A 19,005-nucleotide genomic window follows, 5' to 3' on the forward strand; every position below is an offset into this window, starting at 1 on the left:
CTGGTCGCTGTCTCTCTCGGAGCCGCACTCCTCGGAGTCCTTGCGGCTCCGGCCAGTGCCGTTCCCGATCCTGTGGCCACCGTCCGCGATACAGCCCGTACCTCTGACATAAGCACACCGCCTGGGGTGGGTGTGTAGACACCCTTCGCAGGAGGTGAACGTCGAGGAGTGCACCCCTTGGGAGGAACTGCTCGAGGCCTACCTCGCCCGCCAGCGCCCGGCCGTTGCTTGATGGGGGTGGAAGTCTGCCGTCCCTGTGCTGGCCCTGGCGGTCAGTTCGAATCCGCCCCACAGCCCTTCGGGGACGGTTTTCATTGATCGGCGCCGCACGCCAATCCGGAGTCGCCTGACCGCTGTCACAAAGGGTGGTGCCGCCTGCGAATGGGGGGCCGCAGGCGGCACACCAGCCGCCACCGTCTATCGCCGCCGTCCACGACTCGGGGGGAGTGTCCGTGCACGGCGCTGACGCGCGTCTGCCCCCGGCATCGCACTCCATGCCTGGTTTTTCCAGGTGAATTGGGTGGGCATGGTGGCCGGGTTCGGGGGCAGGTGGGCGGGGAGCGCATGGGGCTGCTCAACCAGGGGCCTGCGGCCTTCCCCCTCCGCAGGGGCCCGATGGGGTGGAGACCGGCCCGCACCGGTGGTGGGTGCGGGCCGGTCACTCCGTTTCGTGTCCTGGCCGAACCGTCGGTTGTCGATCCGGGTGCGGGGACTGATGAGCCGGTGACAGGCGACTACTCGGATGATCCCCGTGTCAGCAGGCGTAGGTGGTGCCGTCGGCGGCGGTGTTCCAGTTGCAGGTGGTGATGCTGCCGGTGGCGGTGTTGTCGTCTGGGCTGCCGGGCTTCTTCAGCCGGAGGTCGGGGTTCTTGGCGGTGCTGGTGTTGAGCAGGACGTGGCGGGCGTAGCCGCGGTAGATGTGGTGCGCGCCGGCGCTGTCGCGGTAGTGGCGGCCGCTGCCGGTGTGCACGTAGGCCTTCGCTCCGGCCGGAAGGTAGTAGGAGGGCAGTGCGCGCCCGTAGGTGTTGGTGGTGATGTCGGGGACGTAGCCGCTGGTGTTGATGGTCCTGGTGGTGACGTTCTTGATGACGAAGTACTCGCCGTTGAGATTCAGCTGTGTGCCGTCGCGGGTGTCGGCGCCGGCGGCGTTGGGCCGCACGTGCGTGAGCATGAGTGCGCCGGTGGTGGAGGCGGCCTGGCTCGGCGTGGCCAGGGCCACGAGCGCGAGTGCGGCGGAAGCGAATGCGGCGGTGCGTACGGTACGGCTCACCAAAGACCCTTCGGCAGTAGAAAGTGGGGGCGGCGTCGGACTGGTGCGATCTTCGCACCCGGAGAGTGCCGGAGATGTGGAAACCAGGAGGAATGGGTCGCGAGCTGCTGACGGAGCCTTACGACCGGCCCTGCTAATACGCGGTGCCGGGGCGCCGGATGTCGGCGTACACCCGCGCCGTGACCCCGGCCTCCCCCGGCGTACGGCAGACCGGGGTGATGCCGGAGGTAGCCCAAAGCTGCTGCAGGCCGCCCATCACCGTGACGATGGTGGCCTCGTCGGCGGTGGTGAGGTCCAAGACCACCAGGCCCGGTTCGCCGATGTGCTGCTGCTCGATGTGCATGCTCTTTGCGACGACACAGCGCGGCCTGCGGTTCGCCAGCGGTGACACGATCGCCCGGACGAGTGATCGCCGTAGGAGTGCTGCCGCTCGCCGGTCGCGTCGGTGCCGTCGGGTCGCAGGCAGGGAGGGCTGCTTGCGGTCCGATGACATTGACGGGACCTCTGGAGCTGCTGCCCCTCTCTCGTCGGGGGCCTGCAGCCTGGAGGGCCGGACCGGCGCGGAAGCGGCCGGGCGTGGAGGGGGTCGGCGATCCGGCGGGCGCCAGGCGCCAGTACTGCAGCACGGCCTCGCCAGCACGGTAGGCGGGCTGGCGAGGCCGAGCGCGGCCCTCTCAAGTTGGCGGTGAGAGAACCGCATTGGAGGAAGCGGTGCGGTCCGCTCCATCGTGAAGAACGATCCGCCCCCCGTGCGGGTACGGGTCACATGGAGGGTGCCTGATACCCCTACCGAAAGCAGGAGCCGTGCCCTGGCCTCCCAGACAATTGCCCGGCTCGGCACCCGGAACATCGCGCACGCGGTCCGGCTCACGTACGAGCTGGGCCTGTTCGCCCCCCTCCGGCCGTGGAAATCCCCTGCGCTCTCGTTCAAGTGCTGGACCTGATCGCGGAAGGGCGCACGAACGGGGAGATCGGACGTCGGATGGGCGCTCGGAGCACTGGGTGGCGGAGCAGGTACGGGAAGTCCGGCGCCGACTGGGCGCCCGCGACCAGGCGCACGCGGTGGCGTTGGCCATCGGCGCCCGAGTGATCAAGCCGCCGATGGTGCTGGTACAAGCCGAATTGCACGCAGCGTGAGCAGCTCCGGATGCGGGTCTCCTCCGCGCCGGGCCTGAGACCCGTACCCGCCAGTAGAACCACCAGGTCCGTAACCCACCGTCACATCCCGTTCCTGGGAGGCCTGTGTTCGCCAAGTCCTGCGGTCCCGTCGTCAACACCCTCCTCGTCCTCGCCGGCGGTATCGGCTGCATCTCATGGGAGACCCCGATCTGGGCCACGGCCCTCATCGCGGTCGTGATGATGCTGATAGCCGCCAGCTCGAGCGCACCCTCCGCCGAGGGCATGGCGCCCCTCGCAGGACGGTCCGCCGGTGACCTGCCGGCGCGGTCGGTGCGGTGTCTGCGGCCGCTCCATCGCTCTCACCACAGATGGTCGCCTGTGGTCTCACGGCCGGCTCCTGTGCGCGGGGTCGCGTCGCATACCGTCAGGGCGCTGCTCTCGTGTAGCTACGGCGAACGGACATGTTGCGCTGTGTGCCGTCCTGATTCTCGTTCCCCGCTGGTGCGACCTGATCGACCCGTCGGATCCGCGGTGGCGACATCGCGCCGATTTTCGCCCCGAATCAGCCGGAGAGACTATGGAGGTGTCCGGTTAAAGGGCGAGGGGAGGAGGCGATTATGCCCAGCGGACGCAGCCCACGAAGCACAGTAGCTGTGGCGACGGCCCTTTTGCTCAGCCTGGTCTCGGCTCCCGCCGCTGCCGCACCCCTCCAGGGGAAGGATCCGGGGACGATCACGTGCCCCTCGGGGCAACCGATGTCGCCGGCGCCAGGTTTCGAGGGTATCTACGCACTGGAATACAACGCAGAGCGGAACTGCGCCTCGCTAACCAACATCTCCCACCAGCGGGACGCAGACGTAAGGAACGGCAGGGTGCTCCTGCTGAGGGGCAACGGCCAGATCTCGGAACCACTTAGGCTCGCCGACTATCCATCCGGTTGGATCCGCCATACCACCGCCAGCGCCGTGGAAGAGGCGGATACTACCGGCTCCGTGGTGATCCTGCCGGGTGAAACCGCGAGTTACTCCCCAGCCGACAATCGGTACACGTACAACGTCGACGTTGCCGACGCTCAGGTCAATCAGATAGCCAAGGTCGCGGAGAGCCTTGCCACACAGGCCGCAGAAGACGTCGTCAAGAACCCCCTTGTCCGCAGCGATCTAACAAACTCCATCGTCGGATGCGCGATCGCCACAAAGGAAACATGGGCGGAGCAGGAGCCGGGCAACACCGGATTCCCGAACGTTCTCACGAAGATGAAGTCGCTTCCCCAATGCGAATCGACGTATGCCCGCATCGATCAGCTCAAGGGCAAGAAACCACTCCCTAAGCTGAGCGAAGGAGGCTGGCGGCAGACGCTGAGAGACTACGCGAGCTTCTACGACGACGTATGGACGCAGGGCATCCTGAAGGAGGCGAAAAAAGCGGGTCAACTCATCCTCAAAGTCCGCTGAACCGCACCCAGGTTGAACGGCACGGCGTGGTGCACCTCGGCGGCCGCGCGCGCCTGGTCTACCTAGCGTCGCGCTACATGTCCGTTCGCCGTAGCTACACGAGAACAGGGCCGTCAGTCAGGGGTGCCGTCATGTGCTCACATCTGGCCGCGCCGGTACCGCGGCCGCTGGGTCACCACCATCAGCGGACCTGACACCTGGACCGATCCCACCCTTGAAGGAGCAGCATGACCACCCCCTCTACCGAACTCGACCCCATGCGCCGCTACGCTCAGCTCGCCTTTCGGTAGGCGCCGGCAGGCCCTGCGAGGCGGCGGCCGTACTTGGCGTTGATGCGGTCGACGACGGGTTCGAGGCGGAGCCGGTTCTCTCGGGCTTGGTCGAGGGAGAGCTGGGTGCCGGGTCCTGCGTCGGCTGGTCGGAGGTCTTCGGCGGTGAGGGTGAGGCGGCGGATCCGGGCGCGCTGGAAGGCCATGGCGTCCAGGAGCCGGAGGGTGCCGGTGCGCAGGTCGTCGGTGTGGGCGGAGGGCGTGGGCAGGCGTTTGGTGCGCTGTGCGGTGGCCCCTCCTGCGAGCCGGACCGTGAGGGTGAGGCCGCGGGCGATCTGGTCGCGGCTGCGGATCCTGTCGGCGAGGGTGACGGCCAGGTCGAGGAGCGCGGCGCGGACGAGGACGGGGTCGTACATGTCGCGGTCGAAGGCGAAGCTCGCGCTGGTGGACTCGGGCATGCGGTGGACGGCGACGGCGCGGGGGTCGATGCCGCGGGCGCGGTTGCGGAGGGTCCGGCCTGCTTTGCCGCCGAGGATCCGGCAGACGACGGTCTCGTCCATGGCGGCGAGCGCGGCGATGGTGTGGAGTCCGTAGGCCTCGAGCTGGGCGGCTTGGGCGGGGCCGATGCCGTGCAGGGCCTGGACCGGTAGGGGGCCGAGGAAGCGTTCGACGGCGCGGTGGTCGGACAGGTGCAGCACCCCGGAGTGGCCGACTCGGGCGGAGGCGGTCGCGGCGGTGGCCCAGGTGTCGGCCACGCCGATGTGGGTGTCGACGCCGGCCTGCACGAGGGCCTGGACGCGGAACCGGTGGGCGAGCTCCCCGGCGTCTACGCCGAACAGCCTGAGGGAGCCCTTGACCTGGGCGAGGGCGGCGAGCGGTGGGAGTGGTTGGACGAGGGGTGTGAAGCCGGCGAGGAGGTCCAGGACGTTCCGGTGGTCCTCCGGGGAGGTGTCCAGTCGGCAGCGGATGTGCCACAGGGTGTGCGTCGGTGCCGTGCTCATGCCGCGCTCCCCGCCTGCTCGTCTTCGGCGCGGGCCAGCTCCGCGAGCTCCGGACGTCCTGCCGTCGGGCGCGGCTGGTCCCAGTAGGGGTGGAAGTACACCCGGCCTGACAGTCGCAGGAGCCTCCGGCGCAGTGCGGTCGTGCGGGCGGTGCCGGTACGGGCGAGCTCCTCGTAGGTCGCGGCCCAGGATCGCTGGGCGGTGACGAGGTCGTCAGGGAAGGGGTGGTGCCTCATACTTTGATTAGCGCACGTGTTCGAATACCTGTGCAAGCCGTGCCCCGGACCAGGCAGAACGCGAGGTTCTACCGTCCCCGGCGCCGACCGCCCGACCTGACCCCGAGGAAGAGGCGCCATGACCACCCCCGACCCCGTGCCGCGGAATCTGCCCGCCAACATGTGCCCGCCGCACCTCCTCGGCCGCTGCGCCCGCTGCCTGGCTCCTTGCCATCGCTACGGAGTGGGCGGCTCACCGCTGTGCCAGACCCATCAGACCGAGGTGGTCAAGCTGCAGAACCCCAAGCGTCCGGTGTCCTGATGTCCGAGCTGCCGCCCGACCTGCCCCGCCTCCGGACGCTGGAGACGTGGCTCGCGGTGTCCCTGGACCGGGTGCGGCAGCGGATCGCCGAGGTCGAGACGCGCGAGGCAGCACTACGGCCGGTACGGGTCCTGGCCGAGGGGCCGGGGTGGGTCTTGTCGTACCTGCGTGTGGGCGGCCGCCCGGTGGTGGACAGCATTCACATCGGCGACTGCCGTATGGCCGGCACCCACACCAAGCCGATCAGCCGCGACGAAGCCCGCCACGCCCTCACAGCCGGCGGCATACGAGCGTGCGAGATCTGCCGTCCCGACTCCGACCTCGGCATCCTCGACTGAGCCGTCGCGGCCGAAGCGCGGCTACTCCGAGGGGATACGGCGAGCGAGGTCCGCGGCGAGCTGGCCGGCTGCCCGCCCTCGGGGTGTGAGGTCGAGCGTCTCCAGCAGGTTCAGGTAGCTGACCGCTTCCCGTGCCTCGGTGGCGGTGAGCAGCGGCAGGCGGGGCTCGGTCGGGTAGTCGCCGGTCACCGGCGCAGCAGTCTCCACGCCAGGCTCAACGGGCGACCGGTCCGCCAGGACACGACCGCGGCGTCCGGTGCGCCCCCCACCGCTGGGACCTAGGACGCCCGTTTCCGGGCGGTCTTCTTCGCAGTGGTCTTCTTGGCGGCCGTCTTCTTCTCGGGCGTCTTCTTGGCCGCGGCCTTCTTGGGTTTCGGCATCTCGTGGACGGTGGCGTCGGTGCCGGTGGCTTCCCGGGAGGCCTTGGCCTTGGCGACGGATTCCTCGAGCGCGGACATGAGGTCGACGACGCGGCCGGTCGGCGCCTCCTCGGCCTCGACCGGCCGGGGCTCGCGGTCCTCGGCTTTGGCTTCGAGGATCTCGGCGAGCGCGTCGCGGTAGTGGTCGGTGAGTTCCAGGTCGTCGAGGTGCTCGACGCTCATTGTGTCCATGAGTGCGAGGGCGCCTTCGATCTCCTGCTCGCTGATGTCGCTCTCGCCGGGGGTGAGGGGTTCGGAGGACCGGATCTCGTCCGGCCAGTGCATGGCGTTGAGGAGCAGGGCGTCGCCCTTGACTCGGAGCATGCCCAGGCGTTCGCGGCCTCGCAGGGCGAACTTGGCGATGGCTACCTTGTCCGTGCGCTCGAGTGCTTTCTGCAGCAGGACGTAGGGCTTGGCTGACACGGGGTTGTCGGCGGTGAGGTAGTAGTTGCCCTCGCCGAGCTGGATCGGGTCGATGCTCTCGCGGTCGACGAACGCGACGATGTCGATGGCTTTCGCGGTTGGCAGCGGCATCTGGGCCAGCTCGTCATCCGTGATGGGGATGACGTTGTCCTTGGAGACTTCGTAGCCCTTGCCGATGTCGTCCTGGGAGAGTTCCTTGCCGTCGATCTCGCACACCTTGCGGTAGCGGATCCGGCCGCCGTCGGCGAGGTGGATCTGGTTGAAGCTGATGCCGTGGGATTCGGTCGCGGGCTCGAGCTTCACGGGGATCGTGACCAGCCCAAAACTGATGGCTCCGCTCCAGATAGGTCGACCGGGCATCAGTACCTCCAGGAGCCCCCCTGGGGTTCTGACCTCAGGCTATGCAGACGGATCTGGTGATCGCACGCGTTCCGCAGCCAGACAGGCGGGCCCCGACCGCACCCGCACAGGGCAGGTCCCGCCGGGGCCGTTCGTCGGTACCCGCCCTGTGCTCCCGCCGAATCAGCAGCGAGCGCCAGCGCCGCCCCCCTCAAGACTGGCGTCGTAGATGTATCCCCAGTAGCGGCGGGTGCCGTCATTGATGTGCGCGTACGACCACGTGTTGCCATAGTCATTCGTGACGTAGCAAGCCACATCGACGAACGAGCCGGGCCCCAGGCGCGCCACGACGTCACACTGTCCGTAGGGCCCAGTACGGATGTACGAGTACTGGCCCTGCTTCGTCCTGTCGAACGAGACCATGCTGGCAACCGGCCAGCCGCTGCAAGTGACTGCGCTGGCCTCCGTGCTACTCGCGCTTGCCGAAGTAGCAGTGAGAGAGGCGATACCCAGCATCGCTGCGATAGCAGCGACTAGCGATCGGAATCTCACGAATCCCCCATTTCGGTCCTGTCGTGTACACGTTAATGACTTCATGAGAGTAGGAACGCGCAGCACGTCAAGGGACCGGAAAAACCAGCCAAGTCACGGCGCTGGAGCACGCAAAAAGGGGTGCCCCGTTCTGGCGAGCCCGCCGATCATGCGCTGGGACGCTCACGCGGCGGGCTGAGCGCCAAGGTCCACTTGGCCGCGGAGGCGGTGCACGACCATTGGCGCCGGATGAGTCGGGGTCCGAGTGCGTGTATGCCGACATCCGCCGTACTCGCGGACTAGAAGGCCAGGCGCCACACGTACCGCTCCATGCGCACCTTTTTGGTCCTACTCGCCGGTTTCCGCACCTTCGGCACTCTTCCGGTGCGAAGATCGCCCCCGTCGCGCCACCCCCCGGTTCCTTCACTGACAGAAAGGCGTTTGGTGAACCTCACCGTACGCACTGCCGCACTCGCTTCCACCGCACTCGCCCTCGCGCTCGCGGCCCTGGCCACGCCGAGCCAGGCCGCCTCCACCACCGGCGCGCTGATGATCACCCAGGTGCGGCCGAACGCCGCTGGCGCCGACACCCGTGACGGCACCCAGCTGAACCTCAACGGCGAGTACTTCGTCATCAAGAACGTCACCACCAGGACCGTCAACACCAGCGGCTACGTCCCCGACATCACGACCAACACCTACGGGCGTGCGCTGCCGTCCTACTACCTGCCGGCCGGAGCCAGGGCCTTCGTGCACACCGGCAGCGGCCGCCACTACCGCGACAGCAGCGGCGCACACCACATCTACCGCGGCTACGCCCGCCACGTCCTGCTCAACACCAGCACCGCGAAGAACCCCGACCTGCGGCTGAAGAAGCCCGGCAGCCCGGACGACAACACGGCCACCGGCAGCATCAGCACCTGTAACTGGAACACAGCCGCCGACGGCACGACGTACAACTGCTGACACCCACCGCTGCCGGGGCGCGCGCCCATACCCTCCCGTGGGGAGCCGGGAGGGGGCGCGGCCCCACCTGTCGGCGTCAGGCGGGGCCAGAGCGGTCCTTCTCCGGGGGGAGTCGCGAATGCGGAGGACCACGTACCGCTCACCCTGCCACCAAACACCCCACCCGCAACAGGGTCGTGCAGGAATAACGCAGGCATATGCAGGGCGCCCGCCCCGTGTGCTGCCCGGGGCGGACGCTGACTGGATGCTCGGGGGCGCCTGACCTACGCCCGGCTGCACTTTCCACCAGCGGCGGCCCGGCATTTCTCGTGCCACGGTGGATGGAACGGCTGGGGGGCTAGTCAGCTGATCGGAGACATCATGATCATCAAGAAGTTGCACGACATGGGCATACGCAGCGAACACGCCTACACCGCTGCCCTCGCCTCCATCGGCCTCACCGTCGCCATGTGGGCCGGGTCGCTGAAAATGGAGCCCGGTACTGGCCTGGCCCGCGCTGACAGGTGGGGGTTGTTCATCGGCGAGTGGGCGCCCACATTCTTCGGCCTCGGCCTCGCCCTGTCCCACTACGAGCAGCACGACGGCACCCTCATCTCCGCTGACGCCGATGTGCTGGACCTCCACGGAGCCGCCGGATAGCGCTTGATGCAGGTCGAGGGCCGACGCGTGCGCTGCGCCGGCCCTCCCCGCCTGGCGTGTGCCCGGCGGCGGCATCGGCTTCGAGGTGATGGGCGTCGCCGGGCATCCGTCCAGGGTCGCATCCGGTACTGACAGCAGGGTTCAGGGGTGCATGGGAGGGTCGTGCCGGGCGGGCTGCCCGAGGACCCGTTGCGGGCGGAGTACGACGCGCTGCGCGCGTTCCACAAGCCGGGTGACCGAGAGTACCCGGCGGGCCCGTACATCCCGCGCCCGGCTCCAGGCACGGCGAACGAGGGGGCAGAGCCCCGATGAACGTGCACACCAGGGGGACGCCGAAGCCGTTCCCCGGAAAGGAGGGCCCGAGCGTGAAGCCCCGTACGCCGACACGCCCCGGGGAGCCGCCCCCCCTGCCCCTCTGCCCGGCGCAACCGGGCCCGTATGGCAGGCGCCCCGCTGTACGGGTTTCTCGGTCAGCCGCGCGGCAGTGCCTCCTGTTCCGCGCTGCGGCGCAGGAACCGCCGTCTGCGGCGCGGAGGTACGGGAGGCTCGAGAGCGGAGCGCAGTGCCTCATGGAAGGCGCGCATCGCCGTCGCCGTGCGCTCGTCGTCCCCGGAGTGCTTGACCGCGGCCTCATAGAGGTCAGTGGTAGCAGGGCCGAGAGCCTCATTCCGGAGCAGCGGCGCAACGGCAGTCCCCAGCCGTGCGAGAGGCGCAGCAAGAGCAGCTGCGGAGACCCCGCTCTCGTGGTCCCAGCTGTACACGGTCCGGGCAGCCTCACCGGCCGCAGCGAAGACTGCGGGCCCGCCCGTCCGGCCCGACTGTTGCCCGTAAGCGACGGCCCCGTGCGTGAGAGCGCGGAGGGCGACCCTGCCGCGCGCTGCCCACCCTCCCCAGACGTGATCGTGAGTGTCCCCGGCTATCCGCAGCGCGAGCACAGCCGCAACCAGTTCATCGGCTTGAGCCTCGAGAGCAGCCCGGTCCGCGGCCGCGTCCTTCCGAGCCTCCGCGTGGCGAGCACGTCGCGCGGTCTCAAAGGAACCGAGGTACAGCACCATCACTGTGGTGAGGACCGTGATGCCCGTCGTCAGGAGAGAGATGTCCATGTCCATCGGGACATGATCGGGCATCGCAGGGTTCCATACGAGAGCGGTGACCCTTCGTCACCATGCCTGCCCTCAGGTGTCCGGGCTGACGCTCTCGCCCGGGTACGAGTGGTCCACTGTCGCCACCATTGCGTCATGGGCCGCGCGCCCGGTGGTGATGCGGCCCTCGCGGCCCATACGGGCGAGGTCGCTCCAGTGCCAGCCGATCCGCTCGGCGGCCGCATCCCGGGGCAGACTCGCCTCGAACCACGCCTCCCGCTCGGCGATGATCGTGCGCAGCAAATCGACGTCGACCTCCCGCGCGGCCTCCGTGGAGTACATGGGCCAGCCCTTGTACTCGTCGACCTGGGTCAAGGCCTTCTGCTCGACGAGCACTTCGATGTCCAGCGCGCGGACCAGCTCGCCGGTGACCTCGGCGAGCATGTCAGCCAGCCGCCTGGCGCCCAAGGCCTCCGGCCACGTCTTCTCCTCGGGCGGTGCGGCCTGCTCGGGGACGATCGCCTCTGCCGTCGTCGTGGTGTCCGTCATCGGTGTGCCTCCGTGGTCTGCGAATCGGTGTCCGGGGCTGCCCGTTGCGGGGCGGCGTTCTGCTCGGTGGGGGCGGATCGGTGGCGGGGGCCGGTGGTCCCGGGGGCCTTCGCCGGCCAATGCAGTTGCTTTTAAGGTGTGGGAGGTGTTGCTCCGGGTGTGACGGGGTGGGGAGCGGGGCAGCGGGTGCGAATCGGGATCCTGACGAAGGTGTTCACCGCCGAACTGGTCGACGCGGCGATAGCCAAGCACGGCCGAGCTGAGCAGCGGCGCCGCCTCCTACCGGCGCGGCTGGTCGTCTACTTCGTCCTGGCCCTGTGCCTGTTCGCCAGGGAGTCGTACGAGGAGGTACTGCGCGTGCTGACCAACGGCATACCAGGCAGCCGGACCCTCGCCAGGGTGAACCGGTCGTCCTTATGTCGAGCGCGGTCGCGGCTCGGCGAGGAGGTGCTGGAGACCCTGTTCAGGGAGGTGGCCGGTCCGCTCGCCACTCCGGACACGCCCGGGGCATGGTGGCGAGGGCTACGGCTGCTCGCTCTGGACGGCACCCAGTTCGACCTTCCCGACTCGGTAAGCAACGGCGACACCTTCGACGGCCCTTCCACCACAGGCGGCCTCCCCTTCGGCTTCCCCCAGGTGAGGGCGGTGGTCCTCGCCGAGATCGGGACACACGGAGTACTCGATGCCCGCCTGGGCGGCTACCGCGACGGCGAACGGAGCCTCGCCTACCAGCTCGCCGGCTCCACCGGCCACGGGGACCTGGTCATCGCCGACCGCGGCTTCTGGTCGGTCGAGTTCGCCCACACCTTCACCGTGACCGGCGCGGACCTGCTGGTCAGGCTCCAGTCCAACCACCTCGGCACCCTCCAGGAGGAACTTCCCGACGGTTCGTACTTGTCGATGGCGCGCCCGGGCAAGGAGGTCTGGCTCAGGGCACGGCGGGAAGGCCGGACCCTGCCCAAACAGACGACCTACCGCGTCATCACCTTCACAAAGGACGACAAGGTCGCCTTCCTCGGCACGACACTGCTGGACCCCGAGCAGCACCCAGCGGCCGAGTTGATCGCGCTCTACCGGGAACGCTGGGAGATCGAGCTCGCCTTCGACGAGATCAAGAACCACCTCGGCCCCGGCGGCCCGATCCGCTCCCGCACGCCGGGGGGTGTCCGGCAGGAACTGTGGGCCTACCTCGCCGTGCACCACGCGATCCGCCGGTTCGCCCTCGCCGCAGCCCTCGCCGGCCCTGCCGTCGACGCAGACCGGGTTTCCTACCTCAAGTGCGTCCGCATCATCCGCCGAAGCGTTCCGTCCCAGCTCGGAGCTACGACGGCCAGGCTCACCCGCTCCCTCGCCGAGGCTGGTCAAGAGGCACGCAGCCGTTTGCTCCCAGCCCGCAGGAACCGGAACTGCCCACGGGCGATCAAGAAGCCCAACCGGTGGCCCGTGCTGCGGACCCGCGCCAAACGGGGAACGGTCGAGCCGGGCCGCTGGGTCCTCAACCAGACCAAGAAGGCCAAGACCAACCGGCGGGCGGGGAGACCCGTGCTCAAGCCGTCCCCGAACCCGTCACCGCCCTAGACACTCACCAGGCCGCCTGAACTGGCCGATCCTCAAAGCGCGGCCGGTGGGCAACTTGCCCGGCAGGCCTCGGCAGGCCATGGCCCCTTGCAGGGGGCCGGGTCGATGGGGCCAGCCCCCCGCGTGACGGTGCGGTCGCACCAGTCGCACACCACCGTCGCGCGGGCGCCCGCGCGCTCAAGGACCTCGGCCGCCTCGTCTGCGACTTCGAGCCAGTTGGGTTCCGTGACCGTTACCGGCGCGCTGTCGAGTAGGAGTTTGCTGTTCCAGAGGCTGAGACCGGTGATCGTCCGGATCGCACGGACCGCCTCCACCTTCCGGTCACCTGCCTCTGTCAGCAGCACACGGAAACCTGGCTCTTCCACACGCCCTCCCCGGCTACCCCAAGCTATTCAGGTAGTAAAGCAACTGCATTGGCCTTCGCCGGCCCCCGGACCCCCGCTCCCCCCGGCACCGCCCGGCGCGGTCAGGTCGTTGGTGGTGCCTGCCATTCGCGCCGGACGGCACCGGGGCCTGGTGTCCGGGTGCGGGCGGTGTTCTCTGTCCTAGGCCCGGGGCTCCGCGTTGTCGGGCGGGGTGAGGTCGCGGCGACGGATGCCCCCGCGCGGGCCGAACTCCAGCACCGCGTACGGCGTGCCGGCGGGGCGCGGGTTGGCTCCGGGCTCGCCCTCGACCTCGTACAGGAAGATGGCGGACTGCTCGTTCCCGTAGAACTGGGCGTCGGTCTTGGTCAGGCCGTCCGCTCGGCGCTCGGGGTCGATGTTGGTGGTGCCGGGCTTGCGCGGGCTGCGGGCTCGGAGAGAGGCCTCGGCGGCGCGGCCGGAGGGCCACCACTCCAGCGGGCGGGCGTAGATGCTGTCCCGGGGGGAGGTGTCCTCGGCGATCGGCTCCCAGACGCCCCAGGTGCGTGGAGCGATGCTCACGGTGCCGTCCGCCGCTCGTCGTCGCTGCGCTCGGTCAGGGCGATGACGGCCGCGTGCTGGGCCGGGGTGAATCCGATCGGCTCCCTGCCCTGCTCCTGGTAGCTCACGTACAGGTGGTGCTGCCCGTCAGCCCACTGCCGCAGCAGCGCGCGGGCATCGTCGGAGCTGATGTCGAGCGCGGCCGCGACCTCGGCCCAGGTGGCGCCCAGCTCCAGGGCGGTGTGCAGGCGGGTGCCCCGGCCGTTCTCGACGTCCCGACGGATCGACTCCCGCAACGCGAGCTCCGCCACCGCGTCCTGCGCGGTACCCCGCTCGACAGGGTGCGGGAAGTCCGTCGGGAGACTGGTGTCCCAGACACGCATGGCGTGCTCCGAGGCCCTGTCCGCCTGCCAGCTCAGCGGGGTGGCCGGAGGCACATCGCCGGGTCGACGGATCTGGAGAGCCTTCCACTGCTCGAAGTCGGTCATCAGCTGTTCTCCTTGGTGTCGTTGGCGGCGGCGTCCAGCTCGGCCGCCACCCACTTCGCTGCTGCGGTGACGCTGGTGAAGGGCTTCTCGCCGCTGTTCTTCGCCCAGATCGCGTAGCCCGAGAGACCACGGGCGGGCGGGTGGAACTCAGGACCGATGGCCGCGTGCCAGACCGTGGCGCCTCGCTTACCCCGGCCCTCGGTGACCGAGCCCACAATGTCCTCCTCCGACAGCCGGTCGACCTTCTCCCGGGAGCAGAGGTAGGCCCCGGGCGTGGTGTGATCCCGCAGGTCGAGCAGCGGCGGGCCGGGGTAGAGCCACAGCCCGGCCACCCTCTTAGGGGGCTGCCCGTACCCGATGCGCGCCGTGGTGGTCGTCCGGGTGGTGTGCTCCTCGCCGCTGATCAGGTGGACCGTGTCGCAGGCCCGGCACAGCAGGCGCACGGTGATCCGGTCATGGCGGTCGTGGTGGCCGCACTCCTCGTTGGGGCACGTGTGCTCCGGGCCGCCCCGGCGGGTGCGCAGCTTGTCGGACACGACCTGGTGGTCGACCTCCCAGACAGGCTTGGCGCAGTCCGGCCGGTGGGCGAAGGGATGCCACTCCAGGTGGGCGGCGAGGGCGTCGGAACTGCTCATCGGGCAGCCTCCGTCGTGGCGTCGGTGGGGACTGCATCCCCCTGGGAGTGGCGGTTCGGCTCTCCCGATACGAGGAGAAGTGGCACGTTCAGCGGCATCGGATGGTGACCTTCCCGGACGACGGGACGGGGAGGGTGGAGGCGGTGCGGGCGAGCTCCTGGAGCCGGTCGAAGTCCTCGTCGGTTAGCGGGCCGCCGTCGGCGCGGGCGTAGTCGATGACGATCGGGGGCTTGGGCTGCGGGAACAATGCTCCCTGGTCGGGGTGGACCTGTACGGGCTCGGTCATCGGACGGTCTCCCTGCTGGTCAGGTCCCCCGTGGCGCGGCCCCGGAGGATGCCCTCGGCGACGGCGCGGTGTTCCGCCGCGCGGCGACGGCGTTCGGCGGCGGCGGGCTCCTCGATGGCGGCGAGCTGCTCGAAGGCCTCGGCGCGAGCGAAATGCTTCGCGGCCCAGACCGCACGCTTCTCCTCGGCGGCATCCGTGCCGGCCGCCTCCATCACCGCGGTGTACGCGGCCTCGCACTCCACGCGCAGTTCCTCGGACCGCTGCTCAAGGCGCTTCACCTCGGCTCGGCGGTCGTTGGCCTCCTGGCGGGCGGCCTCGTCGCGCAGGGAGGGCAGCAGGCTGCTGATGCCGCCGGGGGCCTCGCCGGTAAGGCCTGCCAGCCACTCGTCGAGACGGCGGGCGTGCTCGGCCGGGTCGGCCGGGCCGCGGCCGAAGCCGTTGCGCTGGCGGCCCATCATCACCCAGGCCCCGACCTTGGTGTTCCACCGCTCGTGGGCGGACTGCTTGGAGATCCCGGCCGCGTTGCCGAGGGCGCTCCAGCTGGAGCCGCGCTCGCGCTCGACGATGACCGCCCAGTCCACCAGTCGGTCGGCGATGCTCTGCACAAAGAGCGCGTCGCGGAGCAGACCGCCGGGGTCGTCGATCGGGTAGGGAGCGTCGACGTCGCGCAACGCAGCCTCGGTCAGCTCCATGAGCGTCTGCACGCGGGCGAGCATCGCCTCGTCGACCGGGGTGAGGGCCGGGGGCCGGGCCCGCTCGTCGGGTTCGTTCGTCTCATCCATGAGCGTCAGGTTAGACCTGACCCCTGCCCGCGTCAGGGTTTTCTTGACATCTTCGGCCGCGGTGGGCTCCTTCGAGGCGAGAGGGCGTGGGGGTCCGGCCCCGTTGTCGGCTTCGGGCCGGACCCCGCGGGGAGGGTGGATCAGATGCCGACGATGCGGGCGGCGGCTTCGTTCAGCCGGTCGCCGGGGTGGAGGACGGCCAGGTCGTACGCGAACTGTTCGCCGAGCTGCTGAACGTCCTTCGCGGTCTGCGGGGTGAGCGCGTCGAGGGCCGGGTTGGTGTCGGGGTTGGTGAGGCGTTGCACGACGAGGCCGATCGCGGCGAGGACGTTGGCGTCGGCACCGGACAGGGTGGTGATGATGGTCTGGGTCTGGTCGGCGGTGAGCTTGTCGACGGCGAGGAGCCGCAGCCCGTCGGCGATCATCGCGACCCCGGGGTGCACGGTGGGGATGGAGTCCAGGTGCTCGATGAGGTCCTCGTCGAGCGGCGGAAACTCTGCGGTGCGGGACGGGATCGGCGCGGCGAACCCGGGGATGTGGGTGGAGGGGTAGTTGTCCATCACTCCTCGCCGTCCCAGTCGCCGGTGACCAGCTGCTCGAACGCGGCGGCCGCGCGGCCGGGGACCTCGGAGGCGAGGACGTCGTCGAGGAGGTCCAGCGGGTCGAGGCGGGAGAACAGGTCCTCGATCTCGGCGATGAGGAGCGGGTCCATCTCGTCGTACTCGGAGCGGGCCACCATCACGCCACCTCCTTCAGCGCGGTGCGGACGGCGGTCGGGGCGAACCGCTGACAGCTCACGCCGTCGCACAGCCAGCCGTCGCAGAACAGGCAGCGCTCGTTGTTCGTGGCCTTCGCCGGGACGAGGCGGAGCAGCGGCTGCCGCTGGTAGCCGGGGGCCATCTCGGCGAGCGTCCGGCGCGCCGGCCGGGTGACGAACTCATCGTCACGCTTCATACGGCGCATCGCGTCGGCGAAGGCGTCGGAGGGATTGACGGGGAGGGCGAGTGTGCGAGTAGCCATGTGGCGGTTACGATCCATATGGATCGGCCTCCTGTATGCGCAGGTGGGCGGGTTCTCGTCCTTCGCGGTGTTACGAGCACCGAGTCGGACACACGGCCCTGGTCCGGCGATTGCTGGATTGGGGCCGTTCTGTTGTGCCGATAACGACACTAGGACATGACTTGCCATATGGCAACCCAGCACGCCAAGATGAGGGGGCACGCCATCACTGAGGAGGAGGGAGGACCGGACTTGGTGACCTTCCGTGAGGCCGCGCAGCGCGTGGTGGACGAAGGCATCGCCCCGACCATGAGCCACCAACGCATCTCGCAGCTGCACAAGAAGGACGAGAACTTCCCGCCCGTGCAGCAGATCGGGCGCGCCAAGGTCTTGGACTGGAGAACCGCGAAAAGCTACTTCGTGGCGCACGCAGCGAAGGCCGCGAACCGAGACAGCCGGCGTCGGGCGCCGAACGAAGACGAGTGACACGGCGGCCGCTCCAGGGGTCGTGATCGGTTACGAGCCCATGGCACCACCGCCAACTCCTGGCGCCGAGGAAGCCGTTGTTGTCATCTGGCCATGGCCGGATCTGACAACAGCCCAGCTCCCGGCATCACTGACATAAGCCGCACGACGCACTCCCGACGAGACACGAGAGGAGGAACACTCGCCGCATGACGACCTTCCCGGAGCTGCTCCGCAAGCTGCGCATGGAGGCTGGCTGGTCGCTGGCCGCTCTCGCGCAGCATGTCCACTACGACCGCACGTCCCTGCACTCCTTCGAGTCCGGCCGCAGGCCGACTCCGTTCGAGGTTGCCGAGAGAGCCGATGAGGCTCTGGGTACGAACGGCCGGCTGGTGGCGAAGTGGCGGGAGGAAGACGCGGCGCGGCGCGAAGCGGCTGCCGTTCACAGGGTTCGTGCTGCCGCGCTGGCCATGTCGAACGACCTGACCGCGCTCGCCGAGCTGGACATCTCGGAGCTGCAGGAGGGTGTGGAGTCGACCGCGGTCGACTACCTGGCCAATCCGCCGGCGCCGATGATGGACCGCGCTCATGCCCTGCGTGGTGAGGCCTTCGAGCGCCTGCGCTCGGGGCACTTCCGGCCGGGCGATCGGGCGGATCTGTACGTGGCCGCAGGCAGGTTGTCCGGGGTTCTGGCATACGCGCTGCTCGACCTCGGCGACGCGGTCGAGGCGCACGCGCACGCGGTCGCTGCCGGTCGGTGTGCCGAGTTCGCGGGCGACTCCGAGCTCGCCGCTTGGGTCGCGGGCACGAAGTCGCTGATCTCGCGGTTCCAGGGGGACTACGGCAAGGCGCTGGAGTACGTCCGGGACGGCTACCAGTGGGTCGGTGGCGGGCACGGGACGGGCGAGGCGCGGCTGCGCTGCGGCGAGGCTCAGTGCTTGGCGAACCTGGGCGATTCCCGGGCCGCGAACGACGCACTCGACGGCGCCGAGCTCGCGCGGGAGCGGATCCGTAGGGATGACTCCCTCGAGGGTCTCTTCGGGTTCAGCCGGGCCAAGCAGTCGTACTACGCCGGCTCGTCTCTGATCTGGCTGGACGGCGGGCACGACGCGGAGCGGGCGGTGCGGGAAGCATCGGCGGCGATCGCGCTGTGGCAGTCCGGGCCGGAGGAGGAGCGGTCGCTGGATGATGAACGCCTGGCGCACATCTACCTCGCGACGGCGCGCGTGCAGCTCGACGACGTGGAAGGCGCGGCCGATGCGATCCGGCCGGTGCTGTCGTTGCCCCTGGAGGAACAGATCTCTTGGATTGTGAAGCGCGCTGATCGACTGGCCGGAATGCTGAGCGCGCCCCGGTATGCCGGAAATCGTACAGCTGTCGAAACGGTGGAAGCGATCAACGCCCTCGCGGCGTGACGGAAAGGAAGTAGAGCGATGGGCCCGTAGCCCTGCCAGAAACGCATGACGGCCGACCGGTCATCACCCGGCCGACCGCCCTTATAGCCGCTGACCTGCGAAGACACGCGGCTACGTGAACCACCTCGCTAGAAGCGTTCGGCATGATGCTATGCCTTTTCCGGGGAGACGTGAAAAGTCTCCTCAAGGTTCTGGTGATCGCATGAGCGAGCGCCGCGCCACCCTGCCTTCGTTCGTCACTTTCGCCACCGGCGCCGAGCTTCTCCGCGTGCTGGGCATTGACCCGGAGGCAACCGCCGACTCCGTTCGCCACATCGCACGGTCTCGAGAGTCCTGGCCGTTCGGCGACCGCCCTGGCCAGACGCCATACGAGCGCATCGCAAACGCTCGGGCGATGCCCACTGACGTCTTCCTGGCGTACCTAGAGAAAGAGCCGCCGAACCCGCGTGGCCGCGGCCGGGACAAGAAGCCTCGCGCCAAGCCGGGTGGCTCCGGATGAGCCGCTTACGGCTTCACCAG

Annotated in this window: 25 protein-coding genes and 1 pseudogene; 10 read left to right on the forward strand and 16 right to left on the reverse strand. The window is 69.3% G+C overall.

Features of this window, described 5'->3' with window-relative positions; all coding sequences use genetic code 11:
* Positions 1–754: 754 nt before the first annotated feature.
* The gene (locus IE136_RS32225) at positions 755–1,270 is read right to left on the reverse strand and encodes a lamin tail domain-containing protein (protein WP_189602092.1); all 516 of its coding nucleotides are present in this window, start codon (positions 1,268–1,270) and stop codon (positions 755–757) included.
* A gap of 133 nt (positions 1,271–1,403) precedes the next feature.
* Entirely contained in the window at positions 1,404–1,613 is a 210-nt protein-coding gene (locus IE136_RS32230) for a DUF6207 family protein (protein WP_189602093.1), read from the reverse strand.
* Positions 1,614–3,261: 1,648 nt separating this feature from the next.
* On the opposite strand from IE136_RS32230, the gene IE136_RS32235 reads away from it, so the two are divergent.
* Positions 3,262–3,843 (forward strand): hypothetical protein, encoded by a 582-nt coding sequence (locus IE136_RS32235; RefSeq protein ID WP_189602094.1) that lies wholly within the window; start codon positions 3,262–3,264, stop codon positions 3,841–3,843.
* Positions 3,844–4,114: 271 nt separating this feature from the next.
* Here IE136_RS32235 and IE136_RS32240 read toward each other — a convergent pair whose 3' ends face one another.
* Positions 4,115–5,113: a DNA polymerase Y family protein gene (locus tag IE136_RS32240; RefSeq protein ID WP_189602095.1), complete on the reverse strand. Its 999-nt coding sequence runs from the start codon at positions 5,111–5,113 to the stop codon at positions 4,115–4,117.
* Complete coding sequence (locus IE136_RS32245; protein ID WP_189602096.1) at positions 5,110–5,349, reverse strand: DUF8825 domain-containing protein; 240 nt, start codon at positions 5,347–5,349, stop codon at positions 5,110–5,112. Before IE136_RS32245 ends, IE136_RS32240 begins: the two co-directional genes overlap by 4 nt.
* A 118-nt stretch (positions 5,350–5,467) precedes the next feature.
* Between IE136_RS32245 and IE136_RS32250 the strand changes: the two genes are divergently transcribed.
* Both IE136_RS32250 and IE136_RS32255 read left to right on the forward strand, forming a co-directional pair.
* Positions 5,468–5,650: a hypothetical protein gene (locus IE136_RS32250; RefSeq protein WP_189602097.1), complete on the forward strand. Its 183-nt coding sequence runs from the start codon at positions 5,468–5,470 to the stop codon at positions 5,648–5,650.
* Positions 5,650–5,988, forward strand: a complete 339-nt coding sequence (locus IE136_RS32255) for a DUF6233 domain-containing protein (RefSeq protein ID WP_189602098.1) — start codon at positions 5,650–5,652, stop codon at positions 5,986–5,988. Before IE136_RS32250 ends, IE136_RS32255 begins: the two co-directional genes overlap by 1 nt.
* A 21-nt stretch (positions 5,989–6,009) precedes the next feature.
* Here IE136_RS32255 and IE136_RS32260 read toward each other — a convergent pair whose 3' ends face one another.
* Together IE136_RS32260 and ku are read right to left on the reverse strand one after the other, a co-directional pair.
* Complete coding sequence (locus tag IE136_RS32260; RefSeq protein ID WP_189602099.1) at positions 6,010–6,195, reverse strand: hypothetical protein; 186 nt, start codon at positions 6,193–6,195, stop codon at positions 6,010–6,012.
* A 71-nt stretch (positions 6,196–6,266) separates the two neighbouring features.
* On the reverse strand, positions 6,267–7,133 hold the full coding sequence (gene ku / locus IE136_RS32265) for a non-homologous end joining protein Ku (RefSeq protein ID WP_444545725.1): 867 nt from the start codon (positions 7,131–7,133) through the stop codon (positions 6,267–6,269).
* Between the two features lie 699 nt (positions 7,134–7,832).
* Between ku and IE136_RS32270 the strand changes: the two are divergent.
* The 3 genes and pseudogenes from IE136_RS32270 to IE136_RS32280 all read left to right on the forward strand — a co-directional run.
* Positions 7,833–7,928: pseudogene (locus tag IE136_RS32270) on the forward strand (IS5/IS1182 family transposase); the annotation flags it as partial.
* Positions 7,929–8,144: 216 nt separating this feature from the next.
* A complete protein-coding gene (locus IE136_RS32275; protein ID WP_229819386.1) occupies positions 8,145–8,666 on the forward strand; it encodes a lamin tail domain-containing protein in 522 nt (173 codons plus the stop codon).
* Between the two features lie 360 nt (positions 8,667–9,026).
* Positions 9,027–9,305 (forward strand): hypothetical protein, encoded by a 279-nt coding sequence (locus IE136_RS32280; protein ID WP_189602102.1) that lies wholly within the window; start codon positions 9,027–9,029, stop codon positions 9,303–9,305.
* A gap of 1,175 nt (positions 9,306–10,480) precedes the next feature.
* Here IE136_RS32280 and IE136_RS32285 read toward each other — a convergent pair.
* Positions 10,481–10,936: a hypothetical protein gene (locus IE136_RS32285; RefSeq protein WP_189602103.1), complete on the reverse strand. Its 456-nt coding sequence runs from the start codon at positions 10,934–10,936 to the stop codon at positions 10,481–10,483.
* A gap of 186 nt (positions 10,937–11,122) precedes the next feature.
* On the opposite strand from IE136_RS32285, the gene IE136_RS32290 reads away from it, so the two are divergent.
* Entirely contained in the window at positions 11,123–12,514 is a 1,392-nt protein-coding gene (locus IE136_RS32290; protein ID WP_189602104.1) for an IS4 family transposase, read from the forward strand.
* A gap of 32 nt (positions 12,515–12,546) precedes the next feature.
* Here the strand turns inward: IE136_RS32290 and IE136_RS32295 are convergent, their stop codons facing one another.
* The 9 genes from IE136_RS32295 to IE136_RS32335 form a co-directional block, all read right to left on the reverse strand.
* Complete coding sequence (locus IE136_RS32295; protein ID WP_189602105.1) at positions 12,547–12,858, reverse strand: ribosomal protein L7/L12; 312 nt, start codon at positions 12,856–12,858, stop codon at positions 12,547–12,549.
* Positions 12,859–13,059: 201 nt separating this feature from the next.
* Positions 13,060–13,437, reverse strand: coding sequence for a hypothetical protein (locus IE136_RS32300; protein ID WP_189602106.1), 378 nt, complete (start codon positions 13,435–13,437; stop codon positions 13,060–13,062).
* Positions 13,434–13,904: a hypothetical protein gene (locus IE136_RS32305; protein ID WP_189602107.1), complete on the reverse strand. Its 471-nt coding sequence runs from the start codon at positions 13,902–13,904 to the stop codon at positions 13,434–13,436. Before IE136_RS32305 ends, IE136_RS32300 begins: the two co-directional genes overlap by 4 nt.
* The gene (locus IE136_RS32310) at positions 13,904–14,539 is read right to left on the reverse strand and encodes a hypothetical protein (protein WP_189602108.1); all 636 of its coding nucleotides are present in this window, start codon (positions 14,537–14,539) and stop codon (positions 13,904–13,906) included. The genes IE136_RS32305 and IE136_RS32310 overlap by 1 nt, the downstream gene beginning before the upstream one ends.
* Before the next feature lie 88 nt (positions 14,540–14,627).
* Complete coding sequence (locus tag IE136_RS32315; protein ID WP_189602109.1) at positions 14,628–14,825, reverse strand: hypothetical protein; 198 nt, start codon at positions 14,823–14,825, stop codon at positions 14,628–14,630.
* Complete coding sequence (locus IE136_RS32320) at positions 14,822–15,607, reverse strand: hypothetical protein (RefSeq protein WP_189602110.1); 786 nt, start codon at positions 15,605–15,607, stop codon at positions 14,822–14,824. Before IE136_RS32320 ends, IE136_RS32315 begins: the two co-directional genes overlap by 4 nt.
* A 140-nt stretch (positions 15,608–15,747) precedes the next feature.
* Complete coding sequence (locus IE136_RS32325; protein WP_189602111.1) at positions 15,748–16,167, reverse strand: hypothetical protein; 420 nt, start codon at positions 16,165–16,167, stop codon at positions 15,748–15,750.
* Positions 16,167–16,346, reverse strand: a complete 180-nt coding sequence (locus IE136_RS32330; RefSeq protein ID WP_189602112.1) for a hypothetical protein — start codon at positions 16,344–16,346, stop codon at positions 16,167–16,169. Before IE136_RS32330 ends, IE136_RS32325 begins: the two co-directional genes overlap by 1 nt.
* Entirely contained in the window at positions 16,346–16,627 is a 282-nt protein-coding gene (locus IE136_RS32335) for a hypothetical protein (protein WP_189602113.1), read from the reverse strand. Before IE136_RS32335 ends, IE136_RS32330 begins: the two co-directional genes overlap by 1 nt.
* A gap of 234 nt (positions 16,628–16,861) precedes the next feature.
* Between IE136_RS32335 and IE136_RS32340 the strand changes: the two genes are divergently transcribed.
* The 3 genes from IE136_RS32340 to IE136_RS32350 all read left to right on the forward strand — a co-directional run bounded on the left by IE136_RS32340 (position 16,862) and on the right by IE136_RS32350 (position 18,985).
* The gene (locus tag IE136_RS32340) at positions 16,862–17,092 is read left to right on the forward strand and encodes a hypothetical protein (protein ID WP_189602114.1); all 231 of its coding nucleotides are present in this window, start codon (positions 16,862–16,864) and stop codon (positions 17,090–17,092) included.
* Between the two features lie 188 nt (positions 17,093–17,280).
* The gene (locus IE136_RS32345) at positions 17,281–18,486 is read left to right on the forward strand and encodes a helix-turn-helix domain-containing protein (RefSeq protein ID WP_189602115.1); all 1,206 of its coding nucleotides are present in this window, start codon (positions 17,281–17,283) and stop codon (positions 18,484–18,486) included.
* Between the two features lie 202 nt (positions 18,487–18,688).
* Positions 18,689–18,985 carry a hypothetical protein gene (locus IE136_RS32350; protein ID WP_189602116.1) on the forward strand — a complete coding sequence of 99 codons (297 nt, stop codon included), beginning with the start codon at positions 18,689–18,691 and terminating at the stop codon, positions 18,983–18,985.
* The last annotated feature ends 20 nt before the right edge of the window (positions 18,986–19,005 follow it).

The sequence above is a fragment of the Streptomyces lateritius genome (genome assembly GCF_014649715.1).
GTDB lineage: Bacteria > Actinomycetota > Actinomycetes > Streptomycetales > Streptomycetaceae > Streptomyces > Streptomyces lateritius.

What these genes read in the sequence shown, in the direction of transcription:
- IE136_RS32240 (WP_189602095.1), bottom strand. Translation starts at nt 5,113, where the DNA reads ATGAGCACGGCACCGACGCACACCCTGTGGCACATCCGCTGCCGACTG.
- IE136_RS32230 (WP_189602093.1), bottom strand. Translation starts at nt 1,613, where the DNA reads ATGCACATCGAGCAGCAGCACATCGGCGAACCGGGCCTGGTGGTCTTG.
- IE136_RS32315 (WP_189602109.1), bottom strand. Translation starts at nt 14,825, where the DNA reads ATGACCGAGCCCGTACAGGTCCACCCCGACCAGGGAGCATTGTTCCCG.
- IE136_RS32330 (WP_189602112.1), bottom strand. Translation starts at nt 16,346, where the DNA reads ATGGTGGCCCGCTCCGAGTACGACGAGATGGACCCGCTCCTCATCGCC.
- IE136_RS32345 (WP_189602115.1), top strand. Translation starts at nt 17,281, where the DNA reads ATGACGACCTTCCCGGAGCTGCTCCGCAAGCTGCGCATGGAGGCTGGC.
- IE136_RS32305 (WP_189602107.1), bottom strand. Translation starts at nt 13,904, where the DNA reads ATGACCGACTTCGAGCAGTGGAAGGCTCTCCAGATCCGTCGACCCGGC.
- IE136_RS32285 (WP_189602103.1), bottom strand. Translation starts at nt 10,936, where the DNA reads ATGACGGACACCACGACGACGGCAGAGGCGATCGTCCCCGAGCAGGCC.
- IE136_RS32335 (WP_189602113.1), bottom strand. Translation starts at nt 16,627, where the DNA reads ATGGCTACTCGCACACTCGCCCTCCCCGTCAATCCCTCCGACGCCTTC.
- IE136_RS32250 (WP_189602097.1), top strand. Translation starts at nt 5,468, where the DNA reads ATGACCACCCCCGACCCCGTGCCGCGGAATCTGCCCGCCAACATGTGC.
- IE136_RS32310 (WP_189602108.1), bottom strand. Translation starts at nt 14,539, where the DNA reads ATGAGCAGTTCCGACGCCCTCGCCGCCCACCTGGAGTGGCATCCCTTC.
- IE136_RS32320 (WP_189602110.1), bottom strand. Translation starts at nt 15,607, where the DNA reads ATGGATGAGACGAACGAACCCGACGAGCGGGCCCGGCCCCCGGCCCTC.
- IE136_RS32245 (WP_189602096.1), bottom strand. Translation starts at nt 5,349, where the DNA reads ATGAGGCACCACCCCTTCCCTGACGACCTCGTCACCGCCCAGCGATCC.
- IE136_RS32350 (WP_189602116.1), top strand. Translation starts at nt 18,689, where the DNA reads ATGAGCGAGCGCCGCGCCACCCTGCCTTCGTTCGTCACTTTCGCCACC.
- IE136_RS32325 (WP_189602111.1), bottom strand. Translation starts at nt 16,167, where the DNA reads ATGGACAACTACCCCTCCACCCACATCCCCGGGTTCGCCGCGCCGATC.
- IE136_RS32255 (WP_189602098.1), top strand. Translation starts at nt 5,650, where the DNA reads ATGTCCGAGCTGCCGCCCGACCTGCCCCGCCTCCGGACGCTGGAGACG.
- IE136_RS32280 (WP_189602102.1), top strand. Translation starts at nt 9,027, where the DNA reads ATGATCATCAAGAAGTTGCACGACATGGGCATACGCAGCGAACACGCC.